This is a genomic window from Brachybacterium sp. Z12 (assembly GCF_014400405.1).
GTDB lineage: Bacteria > Actinomycetota > Actinomycetes > Actinomycetales > Dermabacteraceae > Brachybacterium.
Genome location: NZ_CP060496.1, coordinates 1,932,206 through 1,957,988, shown reverse-complemented (window position 1 = coordinate 1,957,988; position 25,783 = coordinate 1,932,206). Strand labels below are relative to the sequence as shown.

Below are 25,783 nucleotides of genomic sequence, written 5' to 3'. Positions count from 1 at the left end.
ACGGGTGGCACGGGAAGCGGCGATGCCGGAACTGTGCTCACGACCCCAGTGTAGTAACAGTTTCTAGAGAAAGTGTTACTACAACGGCTGGGGAGTCACTGTTCCGCGTCAGCCTCGAGACGCTCGAGTTCCTGCTCGGCGACACTCGGATCGAGCTTGACGAAGATCGGGGTGGGCTTCACGACTGTCTGTCCGACGCCGACGGGGTGGTGCGCCCAAGCGGGCACATCCGTGTAGTCACCGGTGATGATCGGATAGCCGGGGCCGCCGTCGAGATCCTCGACCTCGTCGATGCGCGGCATCGGGGCGATCTGCCGAGTGCCGCCCAGCGCCTTCTCCACCGCGTTCGCGGACTGCGGCAGGAAGGGGGCGAGCATCGTGTTCAGGTCGGTGACCGCCTGGGCCAGCACGTGCAGCACGGTGAGCAGGCGCGGACGCTGCTCCTCGGCCTTCATCTTGAACGGCTCGGTGCGGGAGACGTAGGCGTTCGCCTCGCCCACCAGATGCATGATCTCGGCGATCGCGGCGCGCTGACGGTGCGCCTCGATGAGCTTTCCGACGGTGGTGAAGCCCTCGCGGATCTGATCCAGCAGTGCGGTATCGACTTCCTCGAGATCGCCCGCAGCAGGGATCTCGCCGACGTTCTTCGCGATCATCGCGGCGGTGCGGTTGACCAGGTTGCCCCAGCCCGCCACCAGCTCATTGTTCGTGCGGGAGACGAAATCCACCCAGGTGAAGTCCGAGTCCTGGTTCTCGGGGCCCGCGGCGGAGATGAAGTAGCGCAGCGCGTCGGGCTGGTAGCGCTCCAGCACATCGCGCACGTAGATGACCACACCCTTGGAGGAGGAGAACTTCTTGCCCTCCATCGTCAGGAACTCGCTCGAGACCACCTCGGTGGGCAGGTTCAGCTCTCCGAACTTCCCGGGCTGACCGCCCTTGTCCCCCTTGCCGTTCTGGGCGATCATCTCCGCCGGCCAGATCTGGGAATGGAAGACGATGTTGTCCTTGCCCATGAAGTAGTAGCCGAGCGTCTCGGGATCGTTCCACCACTTCCGCCAAGCCTCGGGATCGCCGCTGCGACGTGCCCACTCGATCGAGGCGGAGAGGTACCCGATCACCGCGTCGAACCACACGTACAGGCGCTTGTTCGGCTGGTCCTCCCAGCCGGGCACCGGGATGCCCCAGTCGATGTCACGGGTCATCGCGCGGGGACGGATGTCCTCGAGGATGTTCTGGCTGAAGCGGATCACGTTGGGACGCCACATCCCGGTGGCCTCACGCTCATCGAGCCAGCGACCCAGCTCCCCGGCCAGCGCAGGCAGGTCCAGGAACCAGTGCGAGGTCTCCACGAACTCGGGGGTCTCCCCGTTGATGCGCGAGACCGGGTCGATCAGATCGGTGGGGTCCAGCTGGTTGCCGCAGTTGTCGCACTGGTCGCCGCGGGCGCCGCCGGCGTTGCAGATCGGGCAGGTGCCCTCGATGTAGCGGTCCGGGAGAGTGCGGCCGGTGGACGGGGAGATCGCACCCGAGGTGATCTGCTCGACCATGTAGCCGTTGTCCCGCACCGAAACGAACATGTCCTGCACCACCTGGTAGTGGTTGCGGGTGGTGGTGCGGGTGAAGAGGTCATAGGACAGCCCGAGCGCGACCAGGTCCTCGACGATGAGGCGGTTGTTGCGGTCGGCGAGCTCGCGGGCGCTGATGCCCTCGGAGTCGGCGGCGACCAAGATCGGGGTGCCGTGCTCATCCGTGCCCGAGACCATGAGCACGTCGTGACCGGCCATCCGCATGTAGCGCGAGAAGACGTCGGAGGGAACGCCGAAGCCGGCGACATGGCCGATGTGGCGGGGACCGTTGGCGTACGGCCAGGCGACCGCGGACAGGACTGTGCTCATAGCTGTCGATTCTAGGGGAGGGCGGGGGCCTTCTCCGACGTCTACCGCGATAGAGCTACGGGGAGGCCTCAGCCGGCGGTGTGGAGCACGGCGTGCCAACCGAACTCGGCGGCTCCGCGCACGTGCCGTGGGGAGTCGTCGAGAAAGGCGACCTGCTGTGCGTCCAGCGCTCCGCCGAGCTCGGCCTCGATCCGTGCATGGGACCGCACGAACGCCTCGCGGTCGGGCTTGGCGGCATCCAGGTCCGCCGTGTTCAGCAGGAAGCGGCGGCGCGTTCCGAGGAAGTCGCCCAGGCCGAGCTCGTCGAGCTCCTCGGGCACCCGATCGGTGCCGTTGGTGAGCACGAACACCCCTAGACCTGAGGCGCGCAGCCGCTCCATCTCGGCGAGCACCTCCCGGTCCACCGTGGCGGTGGAGGCCAGCCACGGATGTCATGGTCGCGGACCAGCGCGCGCAGAGCGGCCAGGGAATCTGCCATGGCGCCATCGTAGGCGGGTGATATTCCCGTGACAGAAAATGCCGGTCCTCCTACGGTGGCTGCCATGTCGAGTTTCTGCCAGTGCTTCGCGGCCATCGCGCCGCGCCCCCGCGCCCGTCGCTGACGGCGGCGCCCCAGCACACCCCTTCGCGTCGTCGTCCGGATCCAGACCGGGCGGCATCTGCCATGCCCGGTGACTCCCACCGGAAGGCACGACATGGCTTCGTACACCCCTGTTCAGACGTCACCCGCCGCGCACCTGCGTGCCCGGGACCTCCACCTCGCCCGCGGCGGCCGCGTGCTGCTGCGCGGGGTGGACCTCACCCTCTCTCCGGGGGACCGGCTCGCCGTGGTCGGCGAGAACGGCCGCGGGAAGACCACCCTCCTCGAGGCGCTCAGCGGCGATCTCATACCCGACGGCGGCAGCATCGAGCGGCACGGCGGCCTCGGCCTCGTGCGGCAGGAGCTCGTGCTCGCAGAGGCGGGGCCCCGCACCGTCGGCGATCTGCTCGATGAGCTCCTGGCCCGCCCCCTGGCGGCGCTGAGAGAGCTCGACGTCGCTGCGGAGTCGCTCCGGGAGGACACGGCCGCCGCAGCGCAGCGCTACGACGATGCGCTCACAGCGGCCACGCTGCTCGACGCCTGGGACGCTCCGCGCCGCCTCGAGGTGTCCCTCGCCGAGGTCGGGGCGATCACCGACCGCGGGTGCCCCCTGGGGTCGATGTCGGTGGGCCAGCGCTACCGGGTTCGGCTGGCAGGGGTGATCGCGGCCCGCGACGACCTGCTTCTGCTCGATGAGCCGACCAACCACCTCGACGCCCGCGGGCTCACCCATCTGGCCCTCGCGCTGAAGGAGCACCCGGGTGCCGCAGCGATCGTCTCCCACGATCGTGCCCTGCTGGCCGAGGTCGCTACGGGCTTCCTCGACCTCGATCCCACCAGCGACGGCAGACCGCTGCTGGTGAGCGGCAATCTCGAGCAGTGGCAGGAGGCGAGGCGCCGCCACCGCGCCGCCTGGGAGGACGCCCACCGGGCTCAGCAGCACGAGCACGAACGGCTGCGCTCCCGGGCGGATGCGGCGCGATCGCGGCTGTCCACCGGATGGCGGCCCGACAAGGGCACCGGGAAGCACCAGCGCCAGAGCCGGGCGCCCGGCGTGGTGCGCGCGATGAACGAGCGGATCGACCAGCTCGAGCAGCACCGTCTCGAGGTGCCCGCGCCCCCGCCCCGCCTCCGTCTGCCCTCCGCCGAGACCGGATCCGGCACGCCCCTGCTGCGGGCGGACCAGGTGCGTGTGGACCGCCCCAGCGGCGGACCGGCACAGCTGGAGGAGACCACGCTGCGCCTCGAAGGCGGTGACCGCCTGTTGGTGGTGGGGCCCAACGGCGCAGGCAAGACGACGCTGCTGCGGGTGCTGGCAGGGGAGCTGCGGCCGTCGGCCGGAACGGTGCGGTCGCTGGGTGGCGCACGCACCGGACTGCTCGCGCAGGAGGACGACGGCGGGCCGGTGTCTCCATCGGGTCATCACGGCAGCCCGGGGAGCGCAGACGGCGCGCCCTCGCAGCGCTGTTCGCCTCCCGGCCCGACGTGCTGCTGCTCGATGAGCCCACCAACCACCTCGGCATCAGCGGTGTCGATGACCTGCTCTCCGCACTCGAGGAGACCGCCTCCGCTGTTGTGCTCGCGACGCACGATCGTTCGGTGCTGCGGGCGCTTGCCCACTGGCCGCGGCTCGAGCTCGGGCATACTGCTCATGCCGGGGTCGACGAGGATCGAAGGGGAGGACCATGCGAGGGGTGAGCGGCATGCGCCGAGGACTGCAGGCGCTGGTGATGCTGGTCAGCGGGGTCGCACTGATCGGGTGCGGTGCCGCAGAGCCGAGCGGCGGGCAGACGACGGCGAACGAGACGGAGCAGGGGAGCGAGACCGAGCCGGCGAGCGAGACGGAGCAGCAGTCTGACGGCGGTGGTGACGAGCGGTCCACGGAGGAGCCCACCGCCGCCGAGACGGCGTGGTGCGAGGTTCCCGCTTTCGACCTCACCGTGCTGCGCAGCGACGATGGTGTCTCCTGCCGGGAGGTGGAGGAGATCTTCGCCGATGTCGACACCTGGAGCTACGCCGACGGCACCGCCGAAGAGGACCCCGGAGCGTGGAACTGCGCGATCGCCTCCGGGCAGGTGCACACGCCGAGCGTCTTCACCGAGGTGCCCATGTGCGTCTTGGACGACTCCCACCTCACAGCGCTGCCGAAGGGCACCGTCCCCCTGGACGGCTTCGCGGTCGACATGAGCGAGCATGCCGTGTTCGGGTCCCAGGGCGCCGAGTACGGCTTCACGGTGCCCGGCTCCGACCTGGTCTGCTCGATCGTGCCGGGAGAGGGCGAGGAGCGCGGCCATGCCGGATGCCACGGCACCTTCGAGGAAGGGATCGAAGCGCCGGCGCCCGACGGCACAGGACCGGCCAACACGATCGAGATCAGCGAGGACGGCGCCGGATTCGCTGCGCACAGTGACCCCGCCTACTGGCCCCTGGGGCCGGACGGTGACTTCGCCGACGACGTCACGGAGCTGCCCGCCGGCGCCGTGCTCTCCGCCTACGGCGTGGTGTGCCAGAGCCTCAAGGGTGGGACGGTCAGCTGCACGGCGGGGGAGGAGACCGCGATGACGGTCTCCGCGACCTCCCACGAGTTCCGCCCCTGAGCCTGCGTCGTGCGGCACGCCCCGACCCCGATACCCTGGTGACATGAGCATCGAAGGACTTGCCGCAGCACAGCAGAAGATGGCCGACGCAGGCGTGGCGCAGACGGCGATCGACGTCTTCTCCCACTACTACGGTCAGCTCGAGGACGGGGTCACCGGCTCGATCCCCGAGGACACCATCGAGCCGTACCTCGACCCGCCGCAGCTCGAGGACGTGAAGATCGACGTCGGTCACGCGAAGCAGGTCTTCGACCAGCTGGCGATCATCAACCTCAACGGCGGCCTGGGCACGTCGATGGGCCTGGACAAGGCCAAGTCGCTGCTGCCGGTGCGTGACGGGAAGAGCTTCCTGGACATCATCGTCGAGCAGGTCCTCGCCGCCCGCCGCGGCACCGGATCGCGCCTGCCGCTGATCTTCATGAACTCGTTCCGGACCCGCGAGGACACCCTCGACGTGCTCGCCAAGTACCCGGACCTGCCCGTCGGCGATCTGCCGCTGGACTTCCTGCAGAACAAGGAGCCCAAGCTCCGCGTCGACGACCTCACCCCCGTGCAGTGGGAGGCCGAGCCGGACCTCGAGTGGTGCCCGCCCGGCCACGGTGACATCTACACCGCCCTGCAGACCTCCGGCCTGCTCCAGCAGCTGCTGGACGCAGGTTTCAAATACGCCTCGGTCTCGAACTCGGACAACCTCGGCACCGTGCCGAGCCCGGTGATCGCCTCCTGGTTCGCCTCCACCGGTGCGCCCTACGCGGCGGAGCTGTGCCGCCGCACCGCCGCCGATCGCAAGGGCGGCCACCTCGCGGTGCGCAAGTCCGACGGCCGGCTCATCCTGCGTGACACCGCGCAGACCCCGGAGGAGGAGATGGACTTCTTCACCGATGAGCACCGCCACCCGTTCTTCCACACCAACAACCTCTGGTTCGATCTCGAGCAGATGGCCGCAGTGCTCGCCGAGCGCGACGGCGTGATGGGCCTGCCGCTGATCCGCAACGAGAAGACCGTGGACCCGGCCGACAAGACCAGCACACCCGTCTACCAGATCGAGTCCGCGATGGGCGCCGCGATCGAGGTGTTCGACGGGGCGACCGCGATCGTCGTCGGTCGGGACCGCTTCCTGCCCGTCAAGGCGACCAGCGATCTGCTGCTGGTGCGCTCGGACGCCTACGCCCTCGACGAGCGGGCCGCTCTCGTGCAGCAGGTGGACAACGTGCCCGAGGTGTCGCTGCACAGCGGCTCCTACAAGCTCATCCAGGACTTCGAGCCGCGGTTCCCGCACGGCGTCCCCTCCCTCAAGGAGGCCGCCAGCCTGGACGTGCAGGGCGACTGGACCTTCGGCGCCGACGTCTCCGTGGTGGGCGATGCCGTGCTCGGCGAAGAAGGCGGAGAGGTCCCCGAGGGCGCGAACGTGGGCACCGCCTCGGCCAGCTGACCCTCGGGCTCAGGAAGAGCGCTCACCGCGCGGGGCGCGTGCTGGCTGCTGCTCGTCGGATCGCACCAGCCACTGCCCGATCGGAGGATCGGTGACCCAGCGGGTGAGACGGCCGACTATCCCGGTGGCCAGCACGGCCGTCAGGCCCAGACCGGCGCCCACCAGCATCAGCGTTCCCCACCAGGTCTCGACCCAGGTGGGGAGCGCCTCGGCGTAGCGGACCGGCAGCAGCAGCACCGTGTGCAGCAGGTAGATCGTCAGCGAACGGGCACCCACCGCGGTCAGCGCGGAATTCCCCGCGGTGTGACCAGCAGCAGGGCGAGAGTCCCGACCACTCCGACGACCAGCACGCCCACGCGCACCGCCACGCTCCACAGCACGGTCGCGTCCTCGTCATAGGCGCTGCGGAGGTAGAAATGCGCGTTGTGGACGTCCTCCCGCAGCAGGAAAGCGCAGGCCACAGCCGCCAGCAGGACCAGTGCTCCCACCCAGCGGTGGCGGAAGGAACGGATCCGCTCGAGCACCTGCGGCGTGCACACCAGACCGAGCACGAAGAACGGCAGCATCCCCACCAGCCGGCCCAGGGTCAACGTCGAATCCAGGTCAGGATCCAGCGGGGCGACCACCGAGACGGCCACCGCGAAGAGCAGCGGATGGCGCAGCTGGCGCAGCACCGGGGTGAGCAGTCGCCACAGCAGCAGCGCCAACAGGAACCACATGGTCCAGGCCGGCATGAACAGCTGCAGCTCGAAATCCTGACCGAGCAGCAGCGCCTTGCCTGCTTCGTGCACCATCTGAAGATCACGTAGGGCACGAGCATCGCGGTGAGCAGCCGCTTCACCTGTCGCGGCTCATTGCGATAGGACCTCGACAGGTACCCCGAGATGATCACGAACGCGGCCATGTGGAAGGAGTAGATCGCCTTGTACAGGGTGCCGCCGAGCACGCCCTCGATCACCGAGAAGCTCTCGAGCGTATGACCCACCACCACCAGGGTGATCAGGATCCCGCGCGCGTTGTCGAGAAACGGGTCCCGGGCGCGCGGGCGCGCTGAGGTGTCGTCGGCCATGGGATCTCCGTCAGAGGGCGAATTCGTCCGATGCAGGCTACGGTCTCAGGCCTGCCCGCGCGACCAGCCCTTCCCGCCGGTGAGATCCAGCGGATGCGGCAGCGGATTGCCGTAGCGGTGGTTCGTAGCGCTGATGGCCTGCTCGCGCAGGAAGGGAAGCAGCTCCACTCGACCGCTTGCGACCACAGGCCCGGTGAACAGCGCCACCTCGATGTGTGCGGCGATCGCGTCGCGCAGAGCGGGATCCGCCTCACCGAGCAGCCGGATGCGGGACTGGGTGAGAGCGGGGACGCGGGCCGCGAAGCTCGCAGCGTCCTCGACCGTCACCCTGTCCTCGGGCAGGCCCGCCGCGCGAGCGATCTCGGCCAGCTCCGAGTGAGCTAGGGGAGACCTCCACCTCGGCGCCCGCGGTCGCCGCGGCTTGCAGCACCCGCTCAAGCGCCCACGGCGCGGTGCCCTCAGCGGCACGGAGCATCACCGGCAGCGGCAGATACCGCAGGATGTTGATCTCGCCGTGCAGGTCCTGCACATCCCGTGGGGCGAAGATGCTCGAGAAGTGCTCGCGGTCGCTGTGCCGTGCCGCCGCAGACCAGGCTGCAGCGTCCGTGGCCGGGTCCGGGACCGCTGCGCCGTCGACCCAGTCCATGAGGTGGACGAGGTAGTTGGGGCCGCCGGCCTTCGCGGTCTGGCCCACCGAGGAGCGCTTCCAGCCCCCGAACGGCTGCCGCTGGACGATCGCACCGGTGATGCCGCGATTGACGTAGAGGTTGCCCGCCTCGACGTGCTCGGTCCACCAGGCGATCTCGGAGGGCTCGAGGGACTGGATCCCGGCGGTGAGCCCATAGGCGGTGCCGTTCTGGATCCGCACCGCCTCCTCGAGGGTGTCGGCATGGACCACGCCCAGCACCGGTCCGAAGTACTCGGTGACGTGGAAGGGCGAGCCCTCCTCGACACCGGTGCGGACCCCGGGGAGAAGAGCGTGCCGGTCTCGTCGAGCTGCCGGGGCCGGGAGAGCCAGGCCTCGCCGTCGGAGAGCTCGGTCAGGCCGGCACGGAGCTTCTCCCCGGGCGGTTCGACCACGGGCCCCATCTGTGCGGTGGGATCGGTGGGCCGGCCCACGTGCAGGCTCAGCACCGCGTCGGCGAGCTGTGCGGAGAAGCGGCGCGAACGGGTCACCGAGCCGACGGTGATCACCAGCGAGGCCGCCGAGCACTTCTGCCCGGCATGCCCGAAGGCGCTCGCGGCGACGTCCCGGGCGGCCAGGTCGAGATCCGCCTGCGGGGTGACGATGATCGAGTTCTTGCCGCTCGTCTCGGCGAGGATCCGCAGTTCCGGGCGCCAGGACGCGAACAGCGAGGCGGTCTCCGAGGCACCGGTGAGGATCAGCTGGTCGATCCGGGGATCGGAGATCAGCGCGCGTCCCACCTCATCCTCCGGCACGTCGACCAGAGTGAAGACGTCCTGGGGGACGCCGGCCTCGTGGAGCAGCCGCCCCACCAGGGCACCGGTGCGGCGGGACTGCGGAGCCGGCTTCATGATCACGCAGCTGCCGGTCACGAGCGCGGCCAGCGCCCCGCCGGTCGGGATCGCGACCGGGAAGTTCCACGGCGGGGCCACGAGCGTCAGCGGGCGCGGCGCGGCCAGCAGATCGCTCCGGGCCGCGAGCCGCTCGGCCTGCTCGGCGTAGTAGAGGGCGAAGTCGATGGCCTCGCTGACCTCGGGATCCCCCTGCTCGAGGGCCTTCCCCGTCTCCGCCGCCATCACCTCGAGCAGCTCGGCACGGTGCGCGGCGAGGGTCCCCGCAGCCCGGCGCAGGATCATGGCGCGCTTCTCCACCCCGATCGCCGCCCAGTCCGGCTGTGCGGCGAGGGCCCGCGCGATCGCGGAGTCCACGGCCTCGATGGTCTCCAGGCGCGCGGCCCGGGCCTCGTCCAGACCGAGCTCGGAGCCGCGGATGCGATGGGTGATCCGTCCGGCCCACTCCTGGTTCGCGGGGGACGACAGGTCGGTGTCCGGCGTATTGCGGAAAGCGCCGGGCACGGCCGGCAGGCCGGGGAGCCGAGCGGGAGCATCCCGCGCGCACCGGCGACCTCGGCGGAGCGGTCCTGATCGCGGTGAGTGGGCAGGGAGTCTCCTCCAGCGCGCGGTCCAGGGCGCGGACGAAGCGCTGCTGCTCGCGCTCGAACAGCTCCTCGGACGTGTCCAGCTCGAAGGCGGCCGAGAGGAAGTTCTGCGAGGACGCGTTCTCCTCGAGGCGACGCACCAGGTAGGAGACCGCGACGTCGAAGTGATCGGGGTGCACGATCGGCACGTACAGCCGCATGGTGCCGGTCGCCTCCCGCACCACCGCCTGCTGCCCGGGAGCCATCCCGGCGAGCATCTCGAACTCGACACCGTGGCCCGGGCCCGAGGGGATGCCGCGCTCACGCATCAGCAGATGCGCGAAGGCGACGTCGAAGAGGTTGTGGCCGGCCACCCCCAGGTGGACGGCCTCGAGACGGGCGGGATCCAGGCCCTCGAGCAGCATCCGCTTGTACTGCGCGTCGGTCTCCTCCTTGGACAGCAGCGGTGCTTGCGTCCACCCGTGCACCGAGGCGTCGACCTGCTCCATCGCCAGGTTCGCGCCCTTGACCAGGCGCACCTTGAGCGGTGCGCCGCCTGCCGCGACCCGCCGCTCGGCGAAGCGCCGCACCCGAGCCATCGCCGAGGGGGCGTCGGGAAGGTAGGCCTGCAGCACGATGCCCGCATGGAGGTGCTCGAGCTCAGGACGGTCCAGCAGCTTCTCGAACACCTGCAGGGTCAGCTCGAGGTCCCGGTACTCCTCCATGTCCATGTTGAGGAAGGTGGGCCGGTCCCGGCGTGCGGCCTCGAGGTACAGCGGCAGGAGGGTCTCCACCGTGTGGTCGACCGTCTCGGCGGCGGCCCACAGCGGCAGATGGTCCACCAGCGAGGAGACCTTGATGGACAGGTAGTCGAGATCTTCACGCTCCACCAGCTCGCGCACGCCCTGCATCCGGCGCGAGGCCTCCTGCGCACCGAGCACCGCCTCGCCGAGCAGGTTGATGTTGAGCTTCGTGCCGTCGGCCGTGAGGCGCGCGATCGAGGCGCTCAGCGGGCGAGGGCGTGCGTCCAGGATGAGATGGCTGACCATGCGGCGCATCGTGGCCTGTGCGGTGGGCACCACCGCGGTGGGGGCGAGCTGGGAGGCGAGACCGCCCAGGCCGAGCACGCGGCGCAGCGCCGCGGGCAGGAAGGCGGGCGGATCCTGGGCCAGGCGGCGCAGCTCCACCGCCGCGGCGCGCGGATCCTCGGTGCGGATGACGCGATCGACGAAGCCGAGGGTGAAGTCCAGACCCTTCGGGTCCCGCAGCAGGTCCGAGAGCATCTTCGCGGGGCGCGGTACGGGGCGGAGAGCAGCGGCCTCCACCCAGCTGCGCACCTGGGCGGAGACGTCCTCCACCGTCACGGAGCTGGACACGGGATCATCGAGCGGAGACTGCGAAAGGGGCATCGGGGACAACGAAGTCTCCTTCTCGTTCAGAGCGACGGTGCGGGCCTCAATCGTAGGTCCTCGATCGGCCTGAATACGGGGCCAGGGGGCCCGCGACGTGGAGGTTCTGTGACCGATCTGGGACCGAAGTGGGACGAACCCCGCCGCGCCTGCCACTGCCGTCCCATGGACCGCTCGGTCGGCGAGCACCTGCCATGGCGGCGAGGCTGTGACACGATGCGGTGCACAGACACCGGACGACCCTGGAGGCACTGATGAAGAAGTTCATTTTCCTGGCCGGACTCGCGATCGGCTTCGTCGTCGGATCCCGCGCCGGTCGCGGTCCCTACGAGTCGCTCGAGCGCAGCGCCCGGCAGGTGGCCGACGACCCCGAGGTCCAGCGCCGCGCCACCCAGGCCAAGGAGACGGCGACCCGGGTCGCGCAGGACACCGCATCGACCGTCAAGGAGAAGGCGCCCGAGGTTGCCTCGAACGTCCAGGGCAAGGTCTCCGATGCCGCCGGCAGCGCCAAGGAGCGCCTCAGCGGCGATCAGGACGACGCTGCCAAGAGCGCCGCGGACACCGCGAGCGCAGGCGGCGACGCCGAGGTCGGCGAGGACAAGCCGCTCAGCTCCTGAGCCCCTCAGCACCCGGACGCGCCTGTGTCACCCCAGGACGGTGACGCCGGCGCGTTCCTGTTCCTGCATGAAGCACGGACCGCACAGCGACATGTAGGTCACCTCCGACCCGTCGATTGCGACCTGCTCGCCCTCGAACACGAATCGGCCGTCCAGAGCGCGACAGTTGAACTCCGCCTGCGAGCCGCAACGGCACATCGTGGGCAGCTTCTCGATGTTGTCCGCCAGCTCGAACAGACGGGACGCACCGGGGAACATCTCGGTGCGGAAGTCTGCCCGCAGCCCGTAGCAGATCACCGAGATGCCGTCCTGCTTGGCGATGCGGAACAGGTCGTCGATCTGAGCGGGCTCGAGGAACTGCGACTCGTCCACCAGCACGCAGTGCAGCGGGCGCAGCCCGCGCTCGTCGGCCGTGGCCTGGACCCGGGCGCGCACATCGTCGCCCGCGGCCGCGAGCACGTCGACCCGTCGGCGTGCGCCGCCGCGCGCCACCACCCAGTCCTCGCCCTTGGTGTCGAGCTCAGGCTTCACGGTGAGCGTGGCCAGGCCCCGCTCGTCGTAGTTGTACGCGGTCTTGATCAGCGTGTCGGACTTCCCGGAGTTCATCGCTCCGTACTTGAAGTGCAGCTTGGCCATGCAGGGGGCTCCGGGGTCGGTGGGGCGGGGTCAGAAGGCATCCAGGACGCTGGGCCGAGGGCCGGCCAGCAGGGCATCCAGGAATGTCTCGGCGGCCGGATCGGCCACCGCGGTGAGATCGAGTCGGCGGGCATCGGCGAGGCGCCGGCCACCCACCAGCAGCAGGGACACCGCGTGGATGTCGAGGCGGATCGTGCCGAGCAGGTCCTCGGTGGTGCCGTCGTCGGGCCCGGCGCTGATGCGGCCGTCGGCGGCCGAGACCAGGAAGGTGCCGGCCCCGTGACAGGTGCCCGCCGGGACGGTGTCGTCCTCGACCAGCAGCCGCACCGCTCCGTGCAGGCCGCCCGGCGCAGGGCGCGCCCGCAGCGTCGCTGCGGTGTCGATCACGCGCATCATCACGAGCGGCACCGGGTCGGGATCGGGGCGGGCACCGCCGCCGGGCAGCGCGTCCAGCACCGGATCCTCGCTGCGCACCCGCAGTCGGGCCAGCTCCGTGACCGTGGACCACGAGCCCAGGGAACGCAGCAGTGCGAGGCGGTCGGCGCGGGTGCGGCCCATCAGCTCATGCACCTCGAGCCCGACGCCGTCCGCGGCTTCACCACGACGGGTCCAGGAAAGGTAGCCGTGGTCGGTGCCGGATCCATCCTCGAGCAGCAGTGCGGACCAGCCCCCGCCGGGGAGGCCCTCGTCGAACAGCGGCGCCTCCCGGCGCAGCATCCCGTTGTCATGCGCGCTCAGCCGGTGATAGAGCTCCCGCAGCCGGGGCATCGTGGCCTCGGTGACGGGGACAAGTCGCCGATCCGGCACGGCCGCGATCCGCTGCAGATCCACCAGCGGCACGATCAGGGACTCGCTGCGGGCGACCACCTGGTAGCCGTACCGGCGATAGATCGCCGGGTTCGAGGGGTAGAGCATCGACAGCGGCAGGCCCTCGGCATCGCAGCGCGCGATGACCGCCGTGAGCAGCTGCCCGAACAGGCCATCGCCGCGATGGGCCGGGTGCACGGCGAGTCCCGCCACACCGCCGCAGCGGGCCACACCGCCGCCCAGGGTGACCCGGTCATGGCGGATCCGCGCCCCGGCGGCGATGACCCCGTCGAGCCCGCCGGGCACCGACGCGGCGTCGATGCCGATCGCGGTCTGGCCGGGCGAGAAGTCGCGTGCCGCCCCCGGTGAGGAAGGATCGAAGGGGCCCCCGAAAGCGCCTGAGGTCATCGTCTTGTAGACGACGAAGTCCTCGGCGGTGAGATCGCGAACAGACATGCCGGAGAGTCTAGGCGCGCCGCCTGTTGCATACTGACCACGCCCGCTCAGTCCTGAGGAGATGCCGTGAGCCCACGCCGTGACCGTCATTCGACGGATGCGCCGCGAGACGGTGCCCGCAAGCCCTACACCCGCCCCAACAGCGCTCAGCGTGCCGCTCGGGAGGCGCTGTCCAAGCGGCTGTCGGCCGGAGACCCCCGCAGCGACCAGGCGCCTCAGCGCCGGATCCCGGTGGGCCTGTCGACTTCCTCCGTGTTCCCTGCCGGGGCCGAGGAAGCCTTTCGCCTGGCGCAGAAGATCGGGTACGACGGGGTGGAGGTGATGGTCTCCTATCCCAAGGACAGCCAGGACCCCGCCCTGCTGCGCGAGTACTCGCAGCGGTACCAGCAGCCGATCCTCTCCCTCCACGCACCCACCCTGTTCTTCCTGCAGGGGCTGTGGGGGCGCGACGCCTGGATCAAGATCGAGCGCACCGTCGAGATCGCGAAGGAGCTCGAGGTGCCCACGATCGTCGCGCACCCGCCCTTCCGCTGGCAGGGCAGATACGCACGCGGCTTCGTCGAGGGCGTCCGCGCGCTCGAGGAGGAGCACGGCATCGCGATCGCGGTGGAGAACATGTACCCGTGGCGGCTGGGGGTGCGGGAGCTGCTGAACTACCTGCCCGATCACGACCCCACCGATGAGGACTACGCCCACGTCACCGTGGACCTCTCGCACGCCGCGACGGCCGGCGATGACGCGCTCGAGATGATCGATCGGCTCGGCGACCGCCTCACCCACCTGCACCTGGCCGACGGCTCCGGCAAGACCACCAAGGATGAGCACCTGCCGCCGGGCGAGGGCAACCAGCCCTGCGCGGAGGTGCTGCGACGCCTGGCCAACCGCGGCTGGGAGGGCTCGGTGCTGCTGGAGGTCTCCACCAGCAACAATCCGGAGATGCGCGAGCGCACGCTGCGCCAGAGCCTCGCCTTCGCGCGCCACCACCTCGGGCACCATCTCGACGAGGAATCCGATGGCGACGACGTGGGATCGACCACCTCATGAGTGTCTCCCCAGGAGCGGGTGTGACAATGACGGATGCATGTGCGGGGGCCGTTCCGGACCCCTGCGACGACGACGAGCACACGGACTGACGAGGTAGCGCACGCTGATGGGGAACGGGAACACAGGGATCGTCCACAGGAACACCAGCCTGCTGGCGATCGAGATGAGCCTTCCGCAGGTCACGGTCACCTCGGATGAGATCGACGAGATGCTCGCACCGGCCCGCAAGCGCCTGCGGCTGCCCAAGGGCGTGCTGCAGAGGGTCGCCGGCGTCTATGAGCGCCGCTGGTGGCGCGACACCCAGAACGGCTGGAAGCAGGGCGTGGTGCTCGCCGCAGAGCGCGCCATGGCCAAGGCCGGGATCATGCGAGACCAGGTCGGCCTGCTGATCAACGCCTCCGTCTCCCGCCAGCACCTCGAACCCGCGGTCTCCACCGGGATCCACCACTCGCTGGGCATGCCGCCCGGCTGCATGAACTTCGACATCACCAACGCCTGCCTCGGCTTCGTCAACGCGATGACGATGGCCTCGGCCATGATCGATTCCGGGCAGATCAAGTACGCCCTGGTCGTCGGTGCGGAGGACGTCGAGGAGGTACAGCGCGGGACCGTGGAGCGACTGAACTCGAAGACCTCCACCCGCGCGGATTTCAACAACCAGTTCGCCTCCCTGACCCTGGGCTCCGGCGCCGCAGCCGCCGTCCTCGGACCGTCCGACGAGCATCCCGAGGGCCACCGGCTGAAGCACACGCAGGCCCGTGCCGGCACCGAGCACCACGAGCTGTGCGTGGCCGACATGCAGGACATGCGCACCGACTCCGCCGGCCTGCTCGAGAACGGCATCCAGCTCATCCTGGACACCTGGAAGGGCGCCAACGCGGCGGGGCACGACTTCAAGAACCTCGATCTCGTGATCCCCCATCAGGTCTCCACGGTGTACATCCGGAACTTCTCGAAGATCACCGGAGTGGGGATGGACCGCATCCCGATGACTCTCGGGGACTGGGGCAACGTCGCCGCCGAAGCGGTGCCGATGACTCTCGCGCACATCCAGAACGACATCCAGCGAGGGCAACGCGTGCTGCTGATGGGGGTCGGCTCAGGTCTGAACACGGCGATGATGGAGGTCGAGTGGTGAGCACCACCCGCAGCACAGGGCGCCGACGCGCTTCTTCTCCCGGAGACTCCGGGATCCCGGCGATGCCCGGGGTGGATCCCCGGCTCAGCCGCACCCTTCAGGTGCGCGACCATTCGGGCGAGCTGCGCCGCTGGCATCTGCTGGACTCCGGTCCGCTGCTGGCCGAGCGCGGGATCACCCCGCGCGGCACCCTGCTGGCCGTCCACGGCAACCCCACCTACTCCTTCCTGTTCCGCTCGCTGGTGCGCGCGGACATCCCCTGGCGCCTGATCGCCGTCGATCAGCTGGAGATGGGCTGGTCCGAGCGGACCGGCATGAAGCGCCGCTACCAGGACCGCGTCACCGACCTGTCCCTGCTCACCGATGCGCTGTCCCTGCGGGGCCCGGTCGTGACCGTCGGCCATGACTGGGGCGGCCTGATCTCCGCGGGCTGGGCACTGGACAACCGCCACGACCTCGCCGGGATGATCCTCACCAACACCGGCGTCCACCAGAAGCTCGAGGAGGCGCTGCCCAAGGCGCTGCAGCTCGCGACCGCGCCGTGGTTCCGCACCCCCTCGACGTCGCTGACCGACACCTTCCTGCGCACCACGCTGGCGCTGTCCAAGCCCGCGCTGCCCAAGGAGGTGCAGGACGCCTACCTCGCGCCGTATCGCACCCGTGCCCGCCGCCAGGGCATCGACCAGTTCGTCGCCGATATCCCGGCCGCGGCGGATCACCCCTCCCGGCCCACCCTCGAGCGGGTCGCCGATGGCATCCGCGAGCTGAACGTCCCCACCCTGTTCGCCTGGGGGCCGAAGGACATCACCTTCAACGACCGCTTCCTGCGCGACCTCATCGAGCGGGTCCCGCACGCCGATGTCCACCGCTTCGAAAAGGCTTCCCACCTGGTGTGGGAGGACGCCGACGTCGCCGGCATGGTCGCGGACTGGCTGCACACGAACTTCGGCACCGCTGAGGAGCCCCGCACCGAGGCGCCCGTCTGGCGCTCCGTCTCCTCCTACGCCGAGCCCGCACCCGAGCGCCATATCGGCGCGCCGATCGTCGAGCTCGCCGCCGACCCGGTGCACGCGCACCGCGCCGCCGTGGTCGAGCTCGGCGGTGACGACGGCGAGGACCGCCAGATCTCCTGGTCCCTGCTGAACCGCCGAGTCGACGACATCGCCGCCGGACTGCTCGCCCACGGCGTGCGCCCCGGGGACCGCGTGAGCCTCCTGATCACTCCCGGTGCGGACCTGACCGGGGTGCTCTACGCCTGCTTCCGCATCGGTGCCGTCGCCGTGGTCGCCGACGCGGGCCTCGGCCTGCCCGGCCTGACCCGCGCGGTGATCGGCTCGCACCCCGACTGGTTCATCGGCATCAAGAAGGCGCTGGTGGGCGCCCGCGCCCTAGGCTGGCCCGGCCGCCGCCTCTCGGTCGAGCAGCTGCCCACGGTGGACCGCGTCGCCCTCGGCGTGGAGACCTCGATCGCGGAGCTCGCCCGCTCCGGCTCGGTGATGCGCGAACTCGGCGCCCCGCTGGACGCACCGTGGCCCGATCCCGAGGCCGACGCTGCGATCCTGTTCACCTCCGGCTCCACCGGACCGGCCAAGGGCGCGGTGCTCACCCACCGCCAGCTCGGCGCGATGTTCACCGCGGTGGGGGACACCCTGCAGCTGGCACCCGAGCGCGGCCTGGTCGCAGGGTTCGCGACCTTCGCACTGCTCGGCCCCGCCCTCGGAGCGCCGACCGTGGTGCCCGACATGGACATCACCCGCCCCGGCGAGCTGACCGCACCGGCGCTGGCCGCGGCGATCGCGGCACTGGGCCGCCCCGCCGTGTTCACCGCCCCCGCGGCGCTGCGCAACATCCTCGACACCGCCGACCAGCTCGACGACGCCGGCCGCGCCGCCATGGCCGACGCGGCGAGCTTCTTCTCCGCCGGTGCGCCGATCCCCGCGCACCTCCTGCGCGACCTGCGCTCGCTGATGCCGAACGCGCGGGCGCTGACCCCGTACGGCATGACCGAGTGCCTGGCCGTGGCCGCGATCGACCTCGAGGGCATCGAGGAGGCGGGCGAGGGCTCCGGCGTCTGCGTCGGCCGTCCGGTGCCGCGCGTCGAGATCGCGATCGCCGAGATGGACGAGCTGGGACGCACCACCGGGGCGATCATCGACGCCCCCGGCGTGAGCGGCGAGATCCTGGTGCGCGGCCCGCATGTGCGGGACCGCTACCTGATGCTCTGGCGCACCACCCACACCGCGATGCGCTTCGAGGGCTGGCACGCCACCGGCGATGTCGGCCACCTCGATGAGGAGGGCAGGCTGTGGGTCGAGGGTCGCGCGGACCACGTGCTGGCCACCGCCGGCGGCCTGCTCACCCCGGTCCAGGTCGAGGAGGCCGCCGAGTCGGTGCCGACCGTGCGTCGCGCCGGCGCCGCCGTCGTCGGCCCCCGCGGCACCCAGCAGGTGGTGGTCATCCTCGAGACCGAGGAGGGCTACCGCCCCGGTAAGGCGGGCCATCCGCGCCCGGCCGAGCCGTCCCCTGCAGGAGGCCGTGCGGCGCGCTGTGCGAGACCGCTGCGGCGCCGAGGTGGTCGCGGTGTTCACCACCCGCGCACTGCCGACGGATATCCGTCACAACTCGAAGATCGACCGTGCGGCCCTGTCGCGCTGGTCCGAGCAGACCCTGCAGGGGAGAAGGCGGACGCCCTGTGAGCGCGCCCACCATCCTGGTCACCGGTGCCTCCGGCATGCTCGGCGGCGCCGTCGCCACCATCCTCCGCGACCGCGGCGCGACCGTGCGCGCCTTCCAGCGCCGGCCCGCCGGGCTCGAGGGCATCGAGGACGTGCGCGGATCGCTCACCGAGCCGGAGGACGTGCGCCGGGCGGTCAAGGGCGCCGACGCAGTGATCCACCTCGCCGCCAAGGTCTCCATCTCGGGCCCGGAGAGCGAGTACCGCGCGATCAACATCGACGGCACCCGCAACGTCCTGGATGCGCTGCGCGCCAACGGCGGCGGCGCACTGGTGAACATCTCCTCGCCGTCGGTCGCCCATCTGGGCCGCGCGATCGTGGGACTCGACGCCACCCCCGCCGACCCGTCACAGGCCCGCGGCCCCTACGCACGCACCAAGGCTGCCGCCGAGCTGCTGGCGATGGAGGCCGACGGCACCGACGGGCTGCTCGTCACCTCGATCCGCCCCCACGTGGTGTGGGGACCGGGGACACCCAGCTGGTGGGCCGGATCGTGGATCGCGCCCGCAGCGGCCGTCTGCCGCTGCTGGACGACGGCATGGCCCTGATCGACACCACCTACGTCACCAACGCCGCCGACGCGATCGTCGCCGCGTACGACCGCATCGAGGCCGTACACGGGGAGAGCTTCGTGGTCTCCAACGGCGAGCCCCGCACCGTGCGCGACGTATTCGCCGGCTGGTGCGACGCCGCCGGGGTCCCGCATCCGCGCATCCACCTGCCCGGCAGCGTGGCCCGCTTCGCCGGCCGCGTGATCGAGCGGATCTGGGAGAAGCGCCCCGGGCACGACGAACCTCCGATGACGGAGTTCCTGGCCGAGCAGATGTCCACCGCGCACTGGTTCGATCAGCGCCGCACGCGCGAGCGCCTGCAGTGGGCCCCGCGCGTGAGCCTCGACGAGGGCAATGAGCACCTCGCCGCCTGGTTCCGCGAGCACCCGGTCGTCTGAAGGGCGCCTGCACGATGAGCGAGAAGCACCCCACCGACTCCCCGCGCGACGATGCGGCCCTGCTGGCCGAGATCGACGCGGAGCTGGCCGCCGAGCGGTCCTCGAAGAGCCGCGCCGGCAGGCGGCTGACAGGCCTGGTGCTGCTGATCGGCGCGCTGGTGGGGTGGATCGCCTCGCTCGAGCTGCAGCTCGGCAAGGAGATCCTGCTCGAGAACCCCGACGCCACCCTCTCCTGCGACGTGAACCCGCTGATCTCCTGCGGCAACGTGATGATGACCTGGCAGTCCTCCGCGCTGGGGATCCCGAACATGGCGCTCGGGCTGGGTGGATTCGCGATCATGGGAGTGGTCGGCGCGCTGATGGCCTCCGGCACCGTGCTGCCGCTCTGGTCCCGCTGGGCCCGGCTGGGCGGGATGACCTTCGCCTTCGGCTACGTGCACTTCCTGGCGATCTCGGCGATCTTCCTGATCAAGGCGCTGTGCCCCTGGTGCATGGTGATCTGGACGGTCACCGCCCCGATGTTCTTCGCCTCGCTCGCCCACACCATCGAGAGCGGCGACCTGCGCCCGCCCGCGCCGCTGGCGAACCTGCTGCGCCGCTGGGTGGTGCTCACGCTGCTGTGGTACCTGCTGGTGGTCGTGGTGATCGCCATCGCGTTCCGGCGCCAGTGGCTGGTCATGCTGGGCCTCGGCTGAACCCAGCGGAGCGAGGCAGGACGGTTCCTCCACAGCGGTCCTGCGTCCCCAGGCCTCGGGCTGAGCCGGCTCGGGAGGGCCCGATCCGTCTAGGTTCGCGGGCATGGGAGCACAGGCCGGATCCGAGGGACCGAGGCGAGGTCGCGCCGGGAAGCATCGCCGTACCGGTCAGGCGCTGATCGAGCGCCGCGATCACACCGCTGCGAGACCGCAGCGACGGCTGTCGCTGCCTTCTCCGTCGCCCTCGGCACTGGTCGGGATCGCGGTGCTGGTGCTGATCGCGGTCGGAGCGATCCACCTCTCCGGCTCGGGCACCGCCGTGCCGCTCGAGACGGGGCCCGCGGCGGAGGTGCAGATCGACGAGGCCGAGGAAGAACCCGAAGAGGAGCCCGAGGAAGAGTCCGAGCTGCCGGCAGCGCCGGAATCGCCCACCGCTGCCGCCCAGGAGGCCACCGAGCTCGTCGTCCACGTCTCCGGGGCGGTGGAGGCGCCGGGCGTGGTGCATCTGCCAGCTGGGTCCCGTGTGCATGATGCGCTGGACGCCGTGGGCGGGATCAGCAGTGAGGCTGACCTGTCGGTGGTGAACCTCGCGCGCCCGGTGGAGGACGGGGAGCACATCCATGTCCCGGCGCCGGGGGGCGCGCCGATGACACCCGCACCACAGGACCCGACAAGCGAGCAGCCGGCCGCCTCCGGCGCCGGCGGGACGATCGATCTGAACACCGCGAGCGCCACCGAGCTCGAGGAGCTGCCCGGAGTGGGCCCCTCGATCGCTCAACGGATCATCGAGCATCGCGAGAAGAACGGTCCCTTCACCGCCGTTGACGGCCTGCTCGAGGTCTCCGGGATCGGCCCCGCCACCCTCGAGAAGATCCGAGAGCGGGCATCGGTATGAGCCGCGCGGACCTGCGCCTGCTGCCCGGTGCCACGTGCGTGTGGGCGCTCGCGGTTCTCGGTGTGACGGCGGGGACCGCAGCGGCGGTGGCTGGCGGCGCCGTGCTGGTGGCGCTCGCGCTGACCGTGATCACGCTCAGCGGCGGCACCCGCACCGCCCAAGGCCTCTATGCCCACCTGGGGATCGTGGTGCTGGCAGGCATCCTCCTCTTCCCGGCCCTCGAACGCCATGGCGGCACCGACGCACTGCTCGAGGACGCCGCCGCCGACGGGCTGATCGTGGAGCTCAGCGTGGTCGCCGCCGCAGATCCAGCCGCGCCGAGCGGCGGGCCGAGCTGGGCCCAGGACGGGCTGCAGATGCGCGCCCGCACCGTCCAGGGTGCCGCTCGGATCGGCCGTGAGGACACCACGCTGCCTGGGTCGCTGCCGGTGCTGCTGCGGGCCTCCGGCGACGCGGAGGAGGGCCTGGACCGAGTCCGCGACGGAGACACGGCCCAGGTGCGCGGGACGGTCACCGTCAGCGGGTCGCTCGTGATCCTGCGTGCCACCGAAGTGCAGCCCGTGGCCACCGGCGGAATGGAGGGCCGAGCGCAGAGTGCACGGCATGCCCTGCGGCAGCTTGCCCGGGACGCCACCGCGCATCTGCCCGCTGACGAGGCCGCGCTGGTGCGAGGCATGACCACGGGGGACACCAGCGGCATGAGCGAACGGACCGAGGAGATCATGCGCCGCGCCGGAATCTCCCACCTGGTCGCTGTGTCCGGGGCGAACATTGCGCTGGTCCTCGCCGCGGTGCTGATCCCCCTGCTGCTGGCCGGGGTGCGTCGCCGCCCTCGCCTGCTCGCCGCCGGGATGATGGTGGCGGGCTACGTGTGGCTGGTGGGGGACGAGCCGTCCGTCCAGCGCGCCGCGACGATGGCCGTCCCGCTGCTGGCCGCGCGCTTCGCTGGGGTACGGGCCTCACCAGTCGCCGCCCTCGCATTCACCGTGGCGCTGTGGTCGGTGCTCGACCCCGTCACCGCCGCCTCCGTCGGCTTCCTCCTCTCCGCCCTCGCGACCGCAGCGATTCTGCTGGCCGCACCACCGCTGGCCACCACCCTCGTCGAACTCAGCGGAGGGCGGCTCGGCCGCACGGCCGCTCTCGTCCTCGCCGTGCCCCTGGTCGCTCAGCTCGCATGCACCCCGCTGCTGATCCTGCTCACCCCGGAGATCTCGATCTGGGCGGTGCCGGTGAACATGATCGTCGGACCGCTGGTGGGGCCCTCCACCGTGATCGGGTTGATCGCACTGGTGCTCGGTGCGTTCTGGCCGCCAGCCGCGCAGATGCTCTACACCGCCGCGAGCGGGGAGCGCACCTGGTGCTGCTGATCGCCCGCACCGCCGATGCCCTCCCGGGATCACGCATCTCCGTCCCCGAAGGAGCGACCGGGGCGCTGCTCGCGATCGCCGTGGTGCTGGTGGCGGCGATCGCTCTCGCGGCACGCCGCCTTCCGCTGGTGCGCTGGATCGTCACCGCCCTTCTGGTGACGGCCCTGGCCCCTGGGGTCGGCCGGTTGCTGCCGGTGAGCACCGGACCGGACTGGAGCCTTGCCCTGTGCGCCGTCGGCCAGGGCGATGCGGTGCTGCTGCGTCTCCAGGCGCCCACCCGCGACGGACCCACGATCCTCCTGGACACCGGTCCCGATCCCGCAGCGCTGCGCCAGTGCCTGGACCGGCTCCAGGTGACGCGGATCGACCTGCTCGTGCTCACCCACCCCCATCAGGACCACACCGGCGGCGTCGACGCGCTCAACGGCCGGCGACAGCCTGCAGAGCAATGGGTGTGCCCGCTGCCGGAGGCGGCGACGCAGGTGGCCGCCGGCGCCCGGTCACCGTCGCCACCACCGGCGAGACCTGGTCGCGGCCCGGGCTCGCCGTGCGCGTGCTGTGGCCGGGATCTGCGGAGGACGCGCTCAGGGCCAGCGCGGCACTGGGAGGATCGAGCGAGGGGGACGCAGCGAATGACTGCTCGCTCGCGCTCGAGGTCGTCTGGGCGGATGGCACCCGCCTGATCACGCTGGGCGATCTCGAGCCCGCGGCCCAGGCCGAGCTCGCCGCACTCGCGCCCGGAGCGGCGGATATCGTGAAGGTCGCCCACCACGGATCCCGCTTCCAGCACGCCCCGCTCTACCACCAGCTCGACGCCGACCTGGCCCTGGTCCCCGTCGGACAGGACAACAGCTTCGGGCACCCCACCGACGAGCTGCTGGAACTGCTGGAGGACAGCGGCTCCCAGGTGCTGCGCACCGATGTCCACGGCACCGTCGTGCTACCGGCCGATGGGCAGGCGGTGCCGCGCAGCGTCGGCCCGGCCCGCTAGGATCGACCAATCCACCCCAGCAGTGAGGAGCCCCCGTGAGCGATGTCGAGTGGCATAGCGTCGCCCTCGCACCGATCGTGCTCATCCACGGTACGGAGACCCTGATCGCCGATCGCGCCGTCCAACGGCTGAGGTCCCTCGCTCGAGAAGCGGACCCCTCCGTCGCGGTCCACGACCTCTCGGGTGACGCCCTCGCCCCCGGCGCCCTTGCCCAGGTGGCCAGCCCCTCGCTGTTCGGCGAACCCCGCTTCGTGGTCGTCCCCGAGCTGCAGGCCGCCCCGGACGCCCTGGTCGGCGAGCTCCTCGACTACGTCAAGGCGCCTGAGCCGGAGGTTGCTCTGGTGCTCGTCCACCGCGGCGGCAACCGCGGCAAGAAGCTGTTGGACACGCTCAAGAAGGTCGGGGTGCCGAGAGTCGATGCGAGCCCCGTCAAGCGGGTCGCGGACAAGCAGGCCTTCGTCGCCGCGGAGTTCGCCCGCGCTCAGCGACGCATCCAGCCCGAAGCCCTGGTCGCCCTGGTCGACGCCTTCGGCACCGACCTCGCGGAGCTCGCCGCGATCAGCCATCAGCTCATCGAGGACTCCACCCCCGACCCGGGGAGAAGCCGATCCAGGTGACCGTCGAGGACGTCCACGCCCTCACCGCCGGGCGGGTCGAGTCCACCGCCTTCGCCGTCGCGGACGCCGCGATCGCCGGCCGCGAGCAGGACGCGCTCCAACTGCTCCAGCAGGCCCAGCTCGCCGGCGCCGACCCGGTGCCGATCGTCGCAGCGATCGCCTCCAAGATGCGATCGCTGGCGAAGGTCACCGCCCCCGGCGCCAGCCCCCGCACCCTCGGGATGCCGGACTGGATGCTGCGCAACCTCTCCCGCGAGGCGCGGCACTGGAACGACCGCTCCCTGGCCCGTGCGCTCGAGGCCGTGGCCCGCGCCGACCACGAGGTCAAGGGTGCGGGCCGCGACCCTCAGTGGTCAGTGCAGCGGATGGTGATGGGGATCTGCCGCGCCCGCCGGGCGCGGTGAGTCCCGCACGGCTCGTTGGGCTCAGCCCCGCAGTCTCTGCCCGGATATGACCCGGACATGACGAGGCCCCGCACACCGTCGTGGTGTGCGGGGCCTCGTGGGGTCAAGCGGGTGAAGCTCAGGCGCCGACTGCGGCGACCAGCTTCGCGAGACCGGACTTGCGGTTCGCGGCCTGGTTCTCGTGGATGACACCCTTCGAGACGGCCTTGTCGAGCTTGCGGGAGGCGGTCTTCAGCGCCTCGCCGGCGGCCTCGGCGTCACCGGTGGAGATGGCGGCCTTCACCTTGCGGGTGTAGGTCTTCAGCTCGGACTTGACGGCACGGTTGCGCAGGCGCGCCTTCTCGTTCGTCTTGTTCCGCTTGATCTGGGACTTGATGTTTGCCACGGGGACTCTTCTCTAGTGCTGCTGCGGTGGATCTTCCGCGACGGCCGAGGAACGGGACCGACGGGGACGGCGGTGGGGACTCGCCTGGAGACGTCGGGCCCGGGTCGCTGCCACGGGTACTCGCCCGGGTCGCACGAATCGTCGCCCCTGACACGGCGGGACCACGTCATGCGCACACCGAACGGTATGTCACACATACAGGGAAGGACACTACCAGAGGCGACCCCGGGGACGTCCCCGGTGTGCGGCGTGTCTCGTGACCGTCGGGCCAGGTCAGCGCCAGCCATGGAGGGCCCGGACCGCGGCCGCGACCCGATCGTAGCGTTCGCGATCCAGGCGCGCTCCCTCGCGGCGCACGGCCTCGGGCGCCAGACGCAGCAGACGGTCCGCCCGCACCTCGGAGGGGCGGCCCTGGCTGTCCCAGGCACCGGCACCGATGTCCACCCAGGTCGAGCCGTGCTCATCGGTGCTCACCTCACCCTCGCCCGCGATCACGGGAGGTGAGCATCAGCGCGATCAGCACCTCCCCGGCGCCGTCGGCCCCGCCGATGGAGGCGTCCTCCTCCGCGATCACCAGCACCGGGCGATCCTTCCCCTGGGAGAGGTCCTCCTCGAACGGCACCCACCCCCACACCACCTCGCCCGGATCAGGGCGGCCGTCCTCACGCGGGGCGTAGTCGAAGGACAGGGGGCGGTGCCCGTGCGGTCCGCGAGGGCATGCGCGCTGTCCCCGCTCGAGGGTCGCCGCTGCGGCTCCTCGGGCACGGACCCTCGACTGCGCCCGGAGGGACGTCCCTGCTCCTTCACCGCCCGGACCGCCGCACGGCCGAGACCGCGGGCGCTGCGGCGGACGGCGGGGCTGCGCGCCGCGGAGCGGAGGGCTGAGGTGAACCGGGAGACCAGGGACATCGGTTCTCGCTTCCTGGGCGATCTGCGCCACGAGAGGGCTGGGACGATGTGAGA

Annotated in this window: 25 protein-coding genes and 5 pseudogenes; 16 read left to right on the top strand and 14 right to left on the bottom strand. The window is 71.0% G+C overall.

What is annotated here, in order from left to right; all coding sequences use genetic code 11:
- Positions 1-95: 95 nt before the first annotated feature.
- Both metG and H3H54_RS10345 read right to left on the bottom strand, forming a co-directional pair.
- Positions 96-1,895 carry a methionine--tRNA ligase gene (gene metG / locus H3H54_RS10350; protein WP_262423834.1) on the bottom strand — a complete coding sequence of 600 codons (1,800 nt, stop codon included), beginning with the start codon at positions 1,893-1,895 and terminating at the stop codon, positions 96-98.
- 68 nt (positions 1,896-1,963) lie between these two features.
- On the bottom strand, positions 1,964-2,299 hold the full coding sequence (locus H3H54_RS10345) for an HAD family hydrolase (RefSeq protein ID WP_262423833.1): 336 nt from the start codon (positions 2,297-2,299) through the stop codon (positions 1,964-1,966).
- A 291-nt stretch (positions 2,300-2,590) separates the two neighbouring features.
- Here H3H54_RS10345 and H3H54_RS10340 point away from each other — a divergent pair.
- The 3 genes and pseudogenes from H3H54_RS10340 (at position 2,591) to H3H54_RS10330 (ending at position 6,504) form a co-directional block, all read left to right on the top strand.
- A pseudogene (locus tag H3H54_RS10340) lies at positions 2,591-4,173 on the top strand (ATP-binding cassette domain-containing protein).
- On the top strand, positions 4,170-5,072 hold the full coding sequence (locus H3H54_RS10335) for a hypothetical protein (RefSeq protein WP_395962602.1): 903 nt from the start codon (positions 4,170-4,172) through the stop codon (positions 5,070-5,072). Before H3H54_RS10340 ends, H3H54_RS10335 begins: the two are co-directional and overlap by 4 nt.
- A 43-nt stretch (positions 5,073-5,115) precedes the next feature.
- Complete coding sequence (locus H3H54_RS10330) at positions 5,116-6,504, top strand: UTP--glucose-1-phosphate uridylyltransferase (RefSeq protein WP_262423830.1); 1,389 nt, start codon at positions 5,116-5,118, stop codon at positions 6,502-6,504.
- 9 nt (positions 6,505-6,513) lie between these two features.
- Here H3H54_RS10330 and H3H54_RS10325 read toward each other — a convergent pair whose 3' ends face one another.
- The 7 genes and pseudogenes from H3H54_RS10325 to H3H54_RS10300 form a co-directional block, all read right to left on the bottom strand.
- Complete coding sequence (locus H3H54_RS10325; protein WP_262423829.1) at positions 6,514-6,780, bottom strand: hypothetical protein; 267 nt, start codon at positions 6,778-6,780, stop codon at positions 6,514-6,516.
- Between the two features lie 5 nt (positions 6,781-6,785).
- Positions 6,786-7,298, bottom strand: a complete 513-nt coding sequence (locus tag H3H54_RS10320) for a hypothetical protein (RefSeq protein ID WP_262423828.1) — start codon at positions 7,296-7,298, stop codon at positions 6,786-6,788.
- 14 nt (positions 7,299-7,312) lie between these two features.
- A pseudogene (locus tag H3H54_RS19605) lies at positions 7,313-7,573 on the bottom strand (acyltransferase family protein); the annotation flags it as partial.
- A gap of 45 nt (positions 7,574-7,618) precedes the next feature.
- Positions 7,619-7,900 (bottom strand): hypothetical protein, encoded by a 282-nt coding sequence (locus H3H54_RS10315; RefSeq protein ID WP_262423827.1) that lies wholly within the window; start codon positions 7,898-7,900, stop codon positions 7,619-7,621.
- Positions 7,824-8,786 (bottom strand): aldehyde dehydrogenase family protein, encoded by a 963-nt coding sequence (locus tag H3H54_RS10310; protein WP_262423826.1) that lies wholly within the window; start codon positions 8,784-8,786, stop codon positions 7,824-7,826. Before H3H54_RS10310 ends, H3H54_RS10315 begins: the two co-directional genes overlap by 77 nt.
- A pseudogene (locus H3H54_RS10305) lies at positions 8,702-9,466 on the bottom strand (aldehyde dehydrogenase family protein); the annotation flags it as partial. The gene H3H54_RS10310 and the pseudogene H3H54_RS10305, both read right to left, overlap by 85 nt.
- A 385-nt stretch (positions 9,467-9,851) precedes the next feature.
- Positions 9,852-10,724: pseudogene (locus tag H3H54_RS10300) on the bottom strand (proline dehydrogenase family protein); the annotation flags it as partial.
- Between the two features lie 614 nt (positions 10,725-11,338).
- On the opposite strand from H3H54_RS10300, the gene H3H54_RS10295 reads away from it, so the two are divergent.
- Complete coding sequence (locus H3H54_RS10295; RefSeq protein WP_262423825.1) at positions 11,339-11,701, top strand: hypothetical protein; 363 nt, start codon at positions 11,339-11,341, stop codon at positions 11,699-11,701.
- 27 nt (positions 11,702-11,728) lie between these two features.
- Here the strand turns inward: H3H54_RS10295 and H3H54_RS10290 are convergent, their stop codons facing one another.
- A complete protein-coding gene (locus H3H54_RS10290; RefSeq protein WP_262423824.1) occupies positions 11,729-12,337 on the bottom strand; it encodes a thymidine kinase in 609 nt (202 codons plus the stop codon).
- Between the two features lie 30 nt (positions 12,338-12,367).
- The gene (gene eis / locus H3H54_RS10285; protein WP_262423823.1) at positions 12,368-13,600 is read right to left on the bottom strand and encodes an enhanced intracellular survival protein Eis; all 1,233 of its coding nucleotides are present in this window, start codon (positions 13,598-13,600) and stop codon (positions 12,368-12,370) included.
- 66 nt (positions 13,601-13,666) lie between these two features.
- On the opposite strand from eis, the gene H3H54_RS10280 reads away from it, so the two are divergent.
- The 11 genes and pseudogenes from H3H54_RS10280 (at position 13,667) to H3H54_RS10230 (ending at position 24,435) form a co-directional block, all read left to right on the top strand.
- Entirely contained in the window at positions 13,667-14,644 is a 978-nt protein-coding gene (locus H3H54_RS10280; RefSeq protein WP_262423822.1) for a sugar phosphate isomerase/epimerase, read from the top strand.
- Between the two features lie 106 nt (positions 14,645-14,750).
- Entirely contained in the window at positions 14,751-15,782 is a 1,032-nt protein-coding gene (locus H3H54_RS10275; protein ID WP_262423821.1) for a 3-oxoacyl-ACP synthase III, read from the top strand.
- Entirely contained in the window at positions 15,779-18,478 is a 2,700-nt protein-coding gene (locus H3H54_RS10270; protein WP_262423820.1) for an alpha/beta fold hydrolase, read from the top strand. Before H3H54_RS10275 ends, H3H54_RS10270 begins: the two co-directional genes overlap by 4 nt.
- Positions 18,475-19,466: pseudogene (locus H3H54_RS10265) on the top strand (NAD-dependent epimerase/dehydratase family protein). The gene H3H54_RS10270 and the pseudogene H3H54_RS10265 overlap by 4 nt, the downstream one beginning before the upstream one ends.
- A gap of 14 nt (positions 19,467-19,480) precedes the next feature.
- Complete coding sequence (locus H3H54_RS10260; RefSeq protein WP_262423819.1) at positions 19,481-20,161, top strand: vitamin K epoxide reductase family protein; 681 nt, start codon at positions 19,481-19,483, stop codon at positions 20,159-20,161.
- 103 nt (positions 20,162-20,264) lie between these two features.
- Entirely contained in the window at positions 20,265-21,056 is a 792-nt protein-coding gene (locus H3H54_RS10255) for a ComEA family DNA-binding protein (RefSeq protein WP_262423818.1), read from the top strand.
- Positions 21,053-22,423, top strand: coding sequence for a ComEC/Rec2 family competence protein (locus H3H54_RS10250; RefSeq protein ID WP_262423817.1), 1,371 nt, complete (start codon positions 21,053-21,055; stop codon positions 22,421-22,423). Before H3H54_RS10255 ends, H3H54_RS10250 begins: the two co-directional genes overlap by 4 nt.
- On the top strand, positions 22,414-23,106 hold the full coding sequence (locus tag H3H54_RS10245; RefSeq protein WP_262423816.1) for an MBL fold metallo-hydrolase: 693 nt from the start codon (positions 22,414-22,416) through the stop codon (positions 23,104-23,106). Before H3H54_RS10250 ends, H3H54_RS10245 begins: the two co-directional genes overlap by 10 nt.
- A gap of 71 nt (positions 23,107-23,177) precedes the next feature.
- Complete coding sequence (locus tag H3H54_RS10240; RefSeq protein WP_262423815.1) at positions 23,178-23,414, top strand: hypothetical protein; 237 nt, start codon at positions 23,178-23,180, stop codon at positions 23,412-23,414.
- Between the two features lie 35 nt (positions 23,415-23,449).
- Positions 23,450-24,031 (top strand): DNA polymerase III subunit delta, encoded by a 582-nt coding sequence (locus H3H54_RS10235; protein WP_262423814.1) that lies wholly within the window; start codon positions 23,450-23,452, stop codon positions 24,029-24,031.
- Positions 24,028-24,435: a hypothetical protein gene (locus tag H3H54_RS10230; RefSeq protein WP_262423813.1), complete on the top strand. Its 408-nt coding sequence runs from the start codon at positions 24,028-24,030 to the stop codon at positions 24,433-24,435. Before H3H54_RS10235 ends, H3H54_RS10230 begins: the two co-directional genes overlap by 4 nt.
- Before the next feature lie 118 nt (positions 24,436-24,553).
- Here the strand turns inward: H3H54_RS10230 and rpsT are convergent, their stop codons facing one another.
- From rpsT to H3H54_RS18915, 3 genes are all read right to left on the bottom strand, one after another.
- The gene (gene rpsT, locus H3H54_RS10225) at positions 24,554-24,820 is read right to left on the bottom strand and encodes a 30S ribosomal protein S20 (protein ID WP_262423812.1); all 267 of its coding nucleotides are present in this window, start codon (positions 24,818-24,820) and stop codon (positions 24,554-24,556) included.
- A 273-nt stretch (positions 24,821-25,093) separates the two neighbouring features.
- Positions 25,094-25,294 carry a hypothetical protein gene (locus H3H54_RS18920; RefSeq protein WP_316249006.1) on the bottom strand — a complete coding sequence of 67 codons (201 nt, stop codon included), beginning with the start codon at positions 25,292-25,294 and terminating at the stop codon, positions 25,094-25,096.
- Between the two features lies 1 nt (position 25,295).
- Positions 25,296-25,442 carry a hypothetical protein gene (locus H3H54_RS18915; protein WP_316249005.1) on the bottom strand — a complete coding sequence of 49 codons (147 nt, stop codon included), beginning with the start codon at positions 25,440-25,442 and terminating at the stop codon, positions 25,296-25,298.
- Positions 25,443-25,514: 72 nt separating this feature from the next.
- On the opposite strand from H3H54_RS18915, the gene H3H54_RS10215 reads away from it, so the two are divergent.
- Positions 25,515-25,781, top strand: coding sequence for a hypothetical protein (locus H3H54_RS10215; protein WP_262426540.1), 267 nt, complete (start codon positions 25,515-25,517; stop codon positions 25,779-25,781).
- The last annotated feature ends 2 nt before the right edge of the window (positions 25,782-25,783 follow it).

Excerpts from the sequence above, each read along its gene's own strand:
- H3H54_RS10320 (WP_262423828.1), bottom strand. The coding sequence starts at position 7,298 with ATGGTGCACGAAGCAGGCAAGGCGCTGCTGCTCGGTCAGGATTTCGAG.
- H3H54_RS10275 (WP_262423821.1), top strand. The coding sequence starts at position 14,751 with ATGGGGAACGGGAACACAGGGATCGTCCACAGGAACACCAGCCTGCTG.
- H3H54_RS10290 (WP_262423824.1), bottom strand. The coding sequence starts at position 12,337 with ATGGCCAAGCTGCACTTCAAGTACGGAGCGATGAACTCCGGGAAGTCC.
- H3H54_RS10250 (WP_262423817.1), top strand. The coding sequence starts at position 21,053 with ATGAGCCGCGCGGACCTGCGCCTGCTGCCCGGTGCCACGTGCGTGTGG.
- metG (WP_262423834.1), bottom strand. The coding sequence starts at position 1,895 with ATGAGCACAGTCCTGTCCGCGGTCGCCTGGCCGTACGCCAACGGTCCC.
- H3H54_RS10260 (WP_262423819.1), top strand. The coding sequence starts at position 19,481 with ATGAGCGAGAAGCACCCCACCGACTCCCCGCGCGACGATGCGGCCCTG.
- eis (WP_262423823.1), bottom strand. The coding sequence starts at position 13,600 with ATGTCTGTTCGCGATCTCACCGCCGAGGACTTCGTCGTCTACAAGACG.
- H3H54_RS10255 (WP_262423818.1), top strand. The coding sequence starts at position 20,265 with ATGGGAGCACAGGCCGGATCCGAGGGACCGAGGCGAGGTCGCGCCGGG.
- H3H54_RS10330 (WP_262423830.1), top strand. The coding sequence starts at position 5,116 with ATGAGCATCGAAGGACTTGCCGCAGCACAGCAGAAGATGGCCGACGCA.
- H3H54_RS10295 (WP_262423825.1), top strand. The coding sequence starts at position 11,339 with ATGAAGAAGTTCATTTTCCTGGCCGGACTCGCGATCGGCTTCGTCGTC.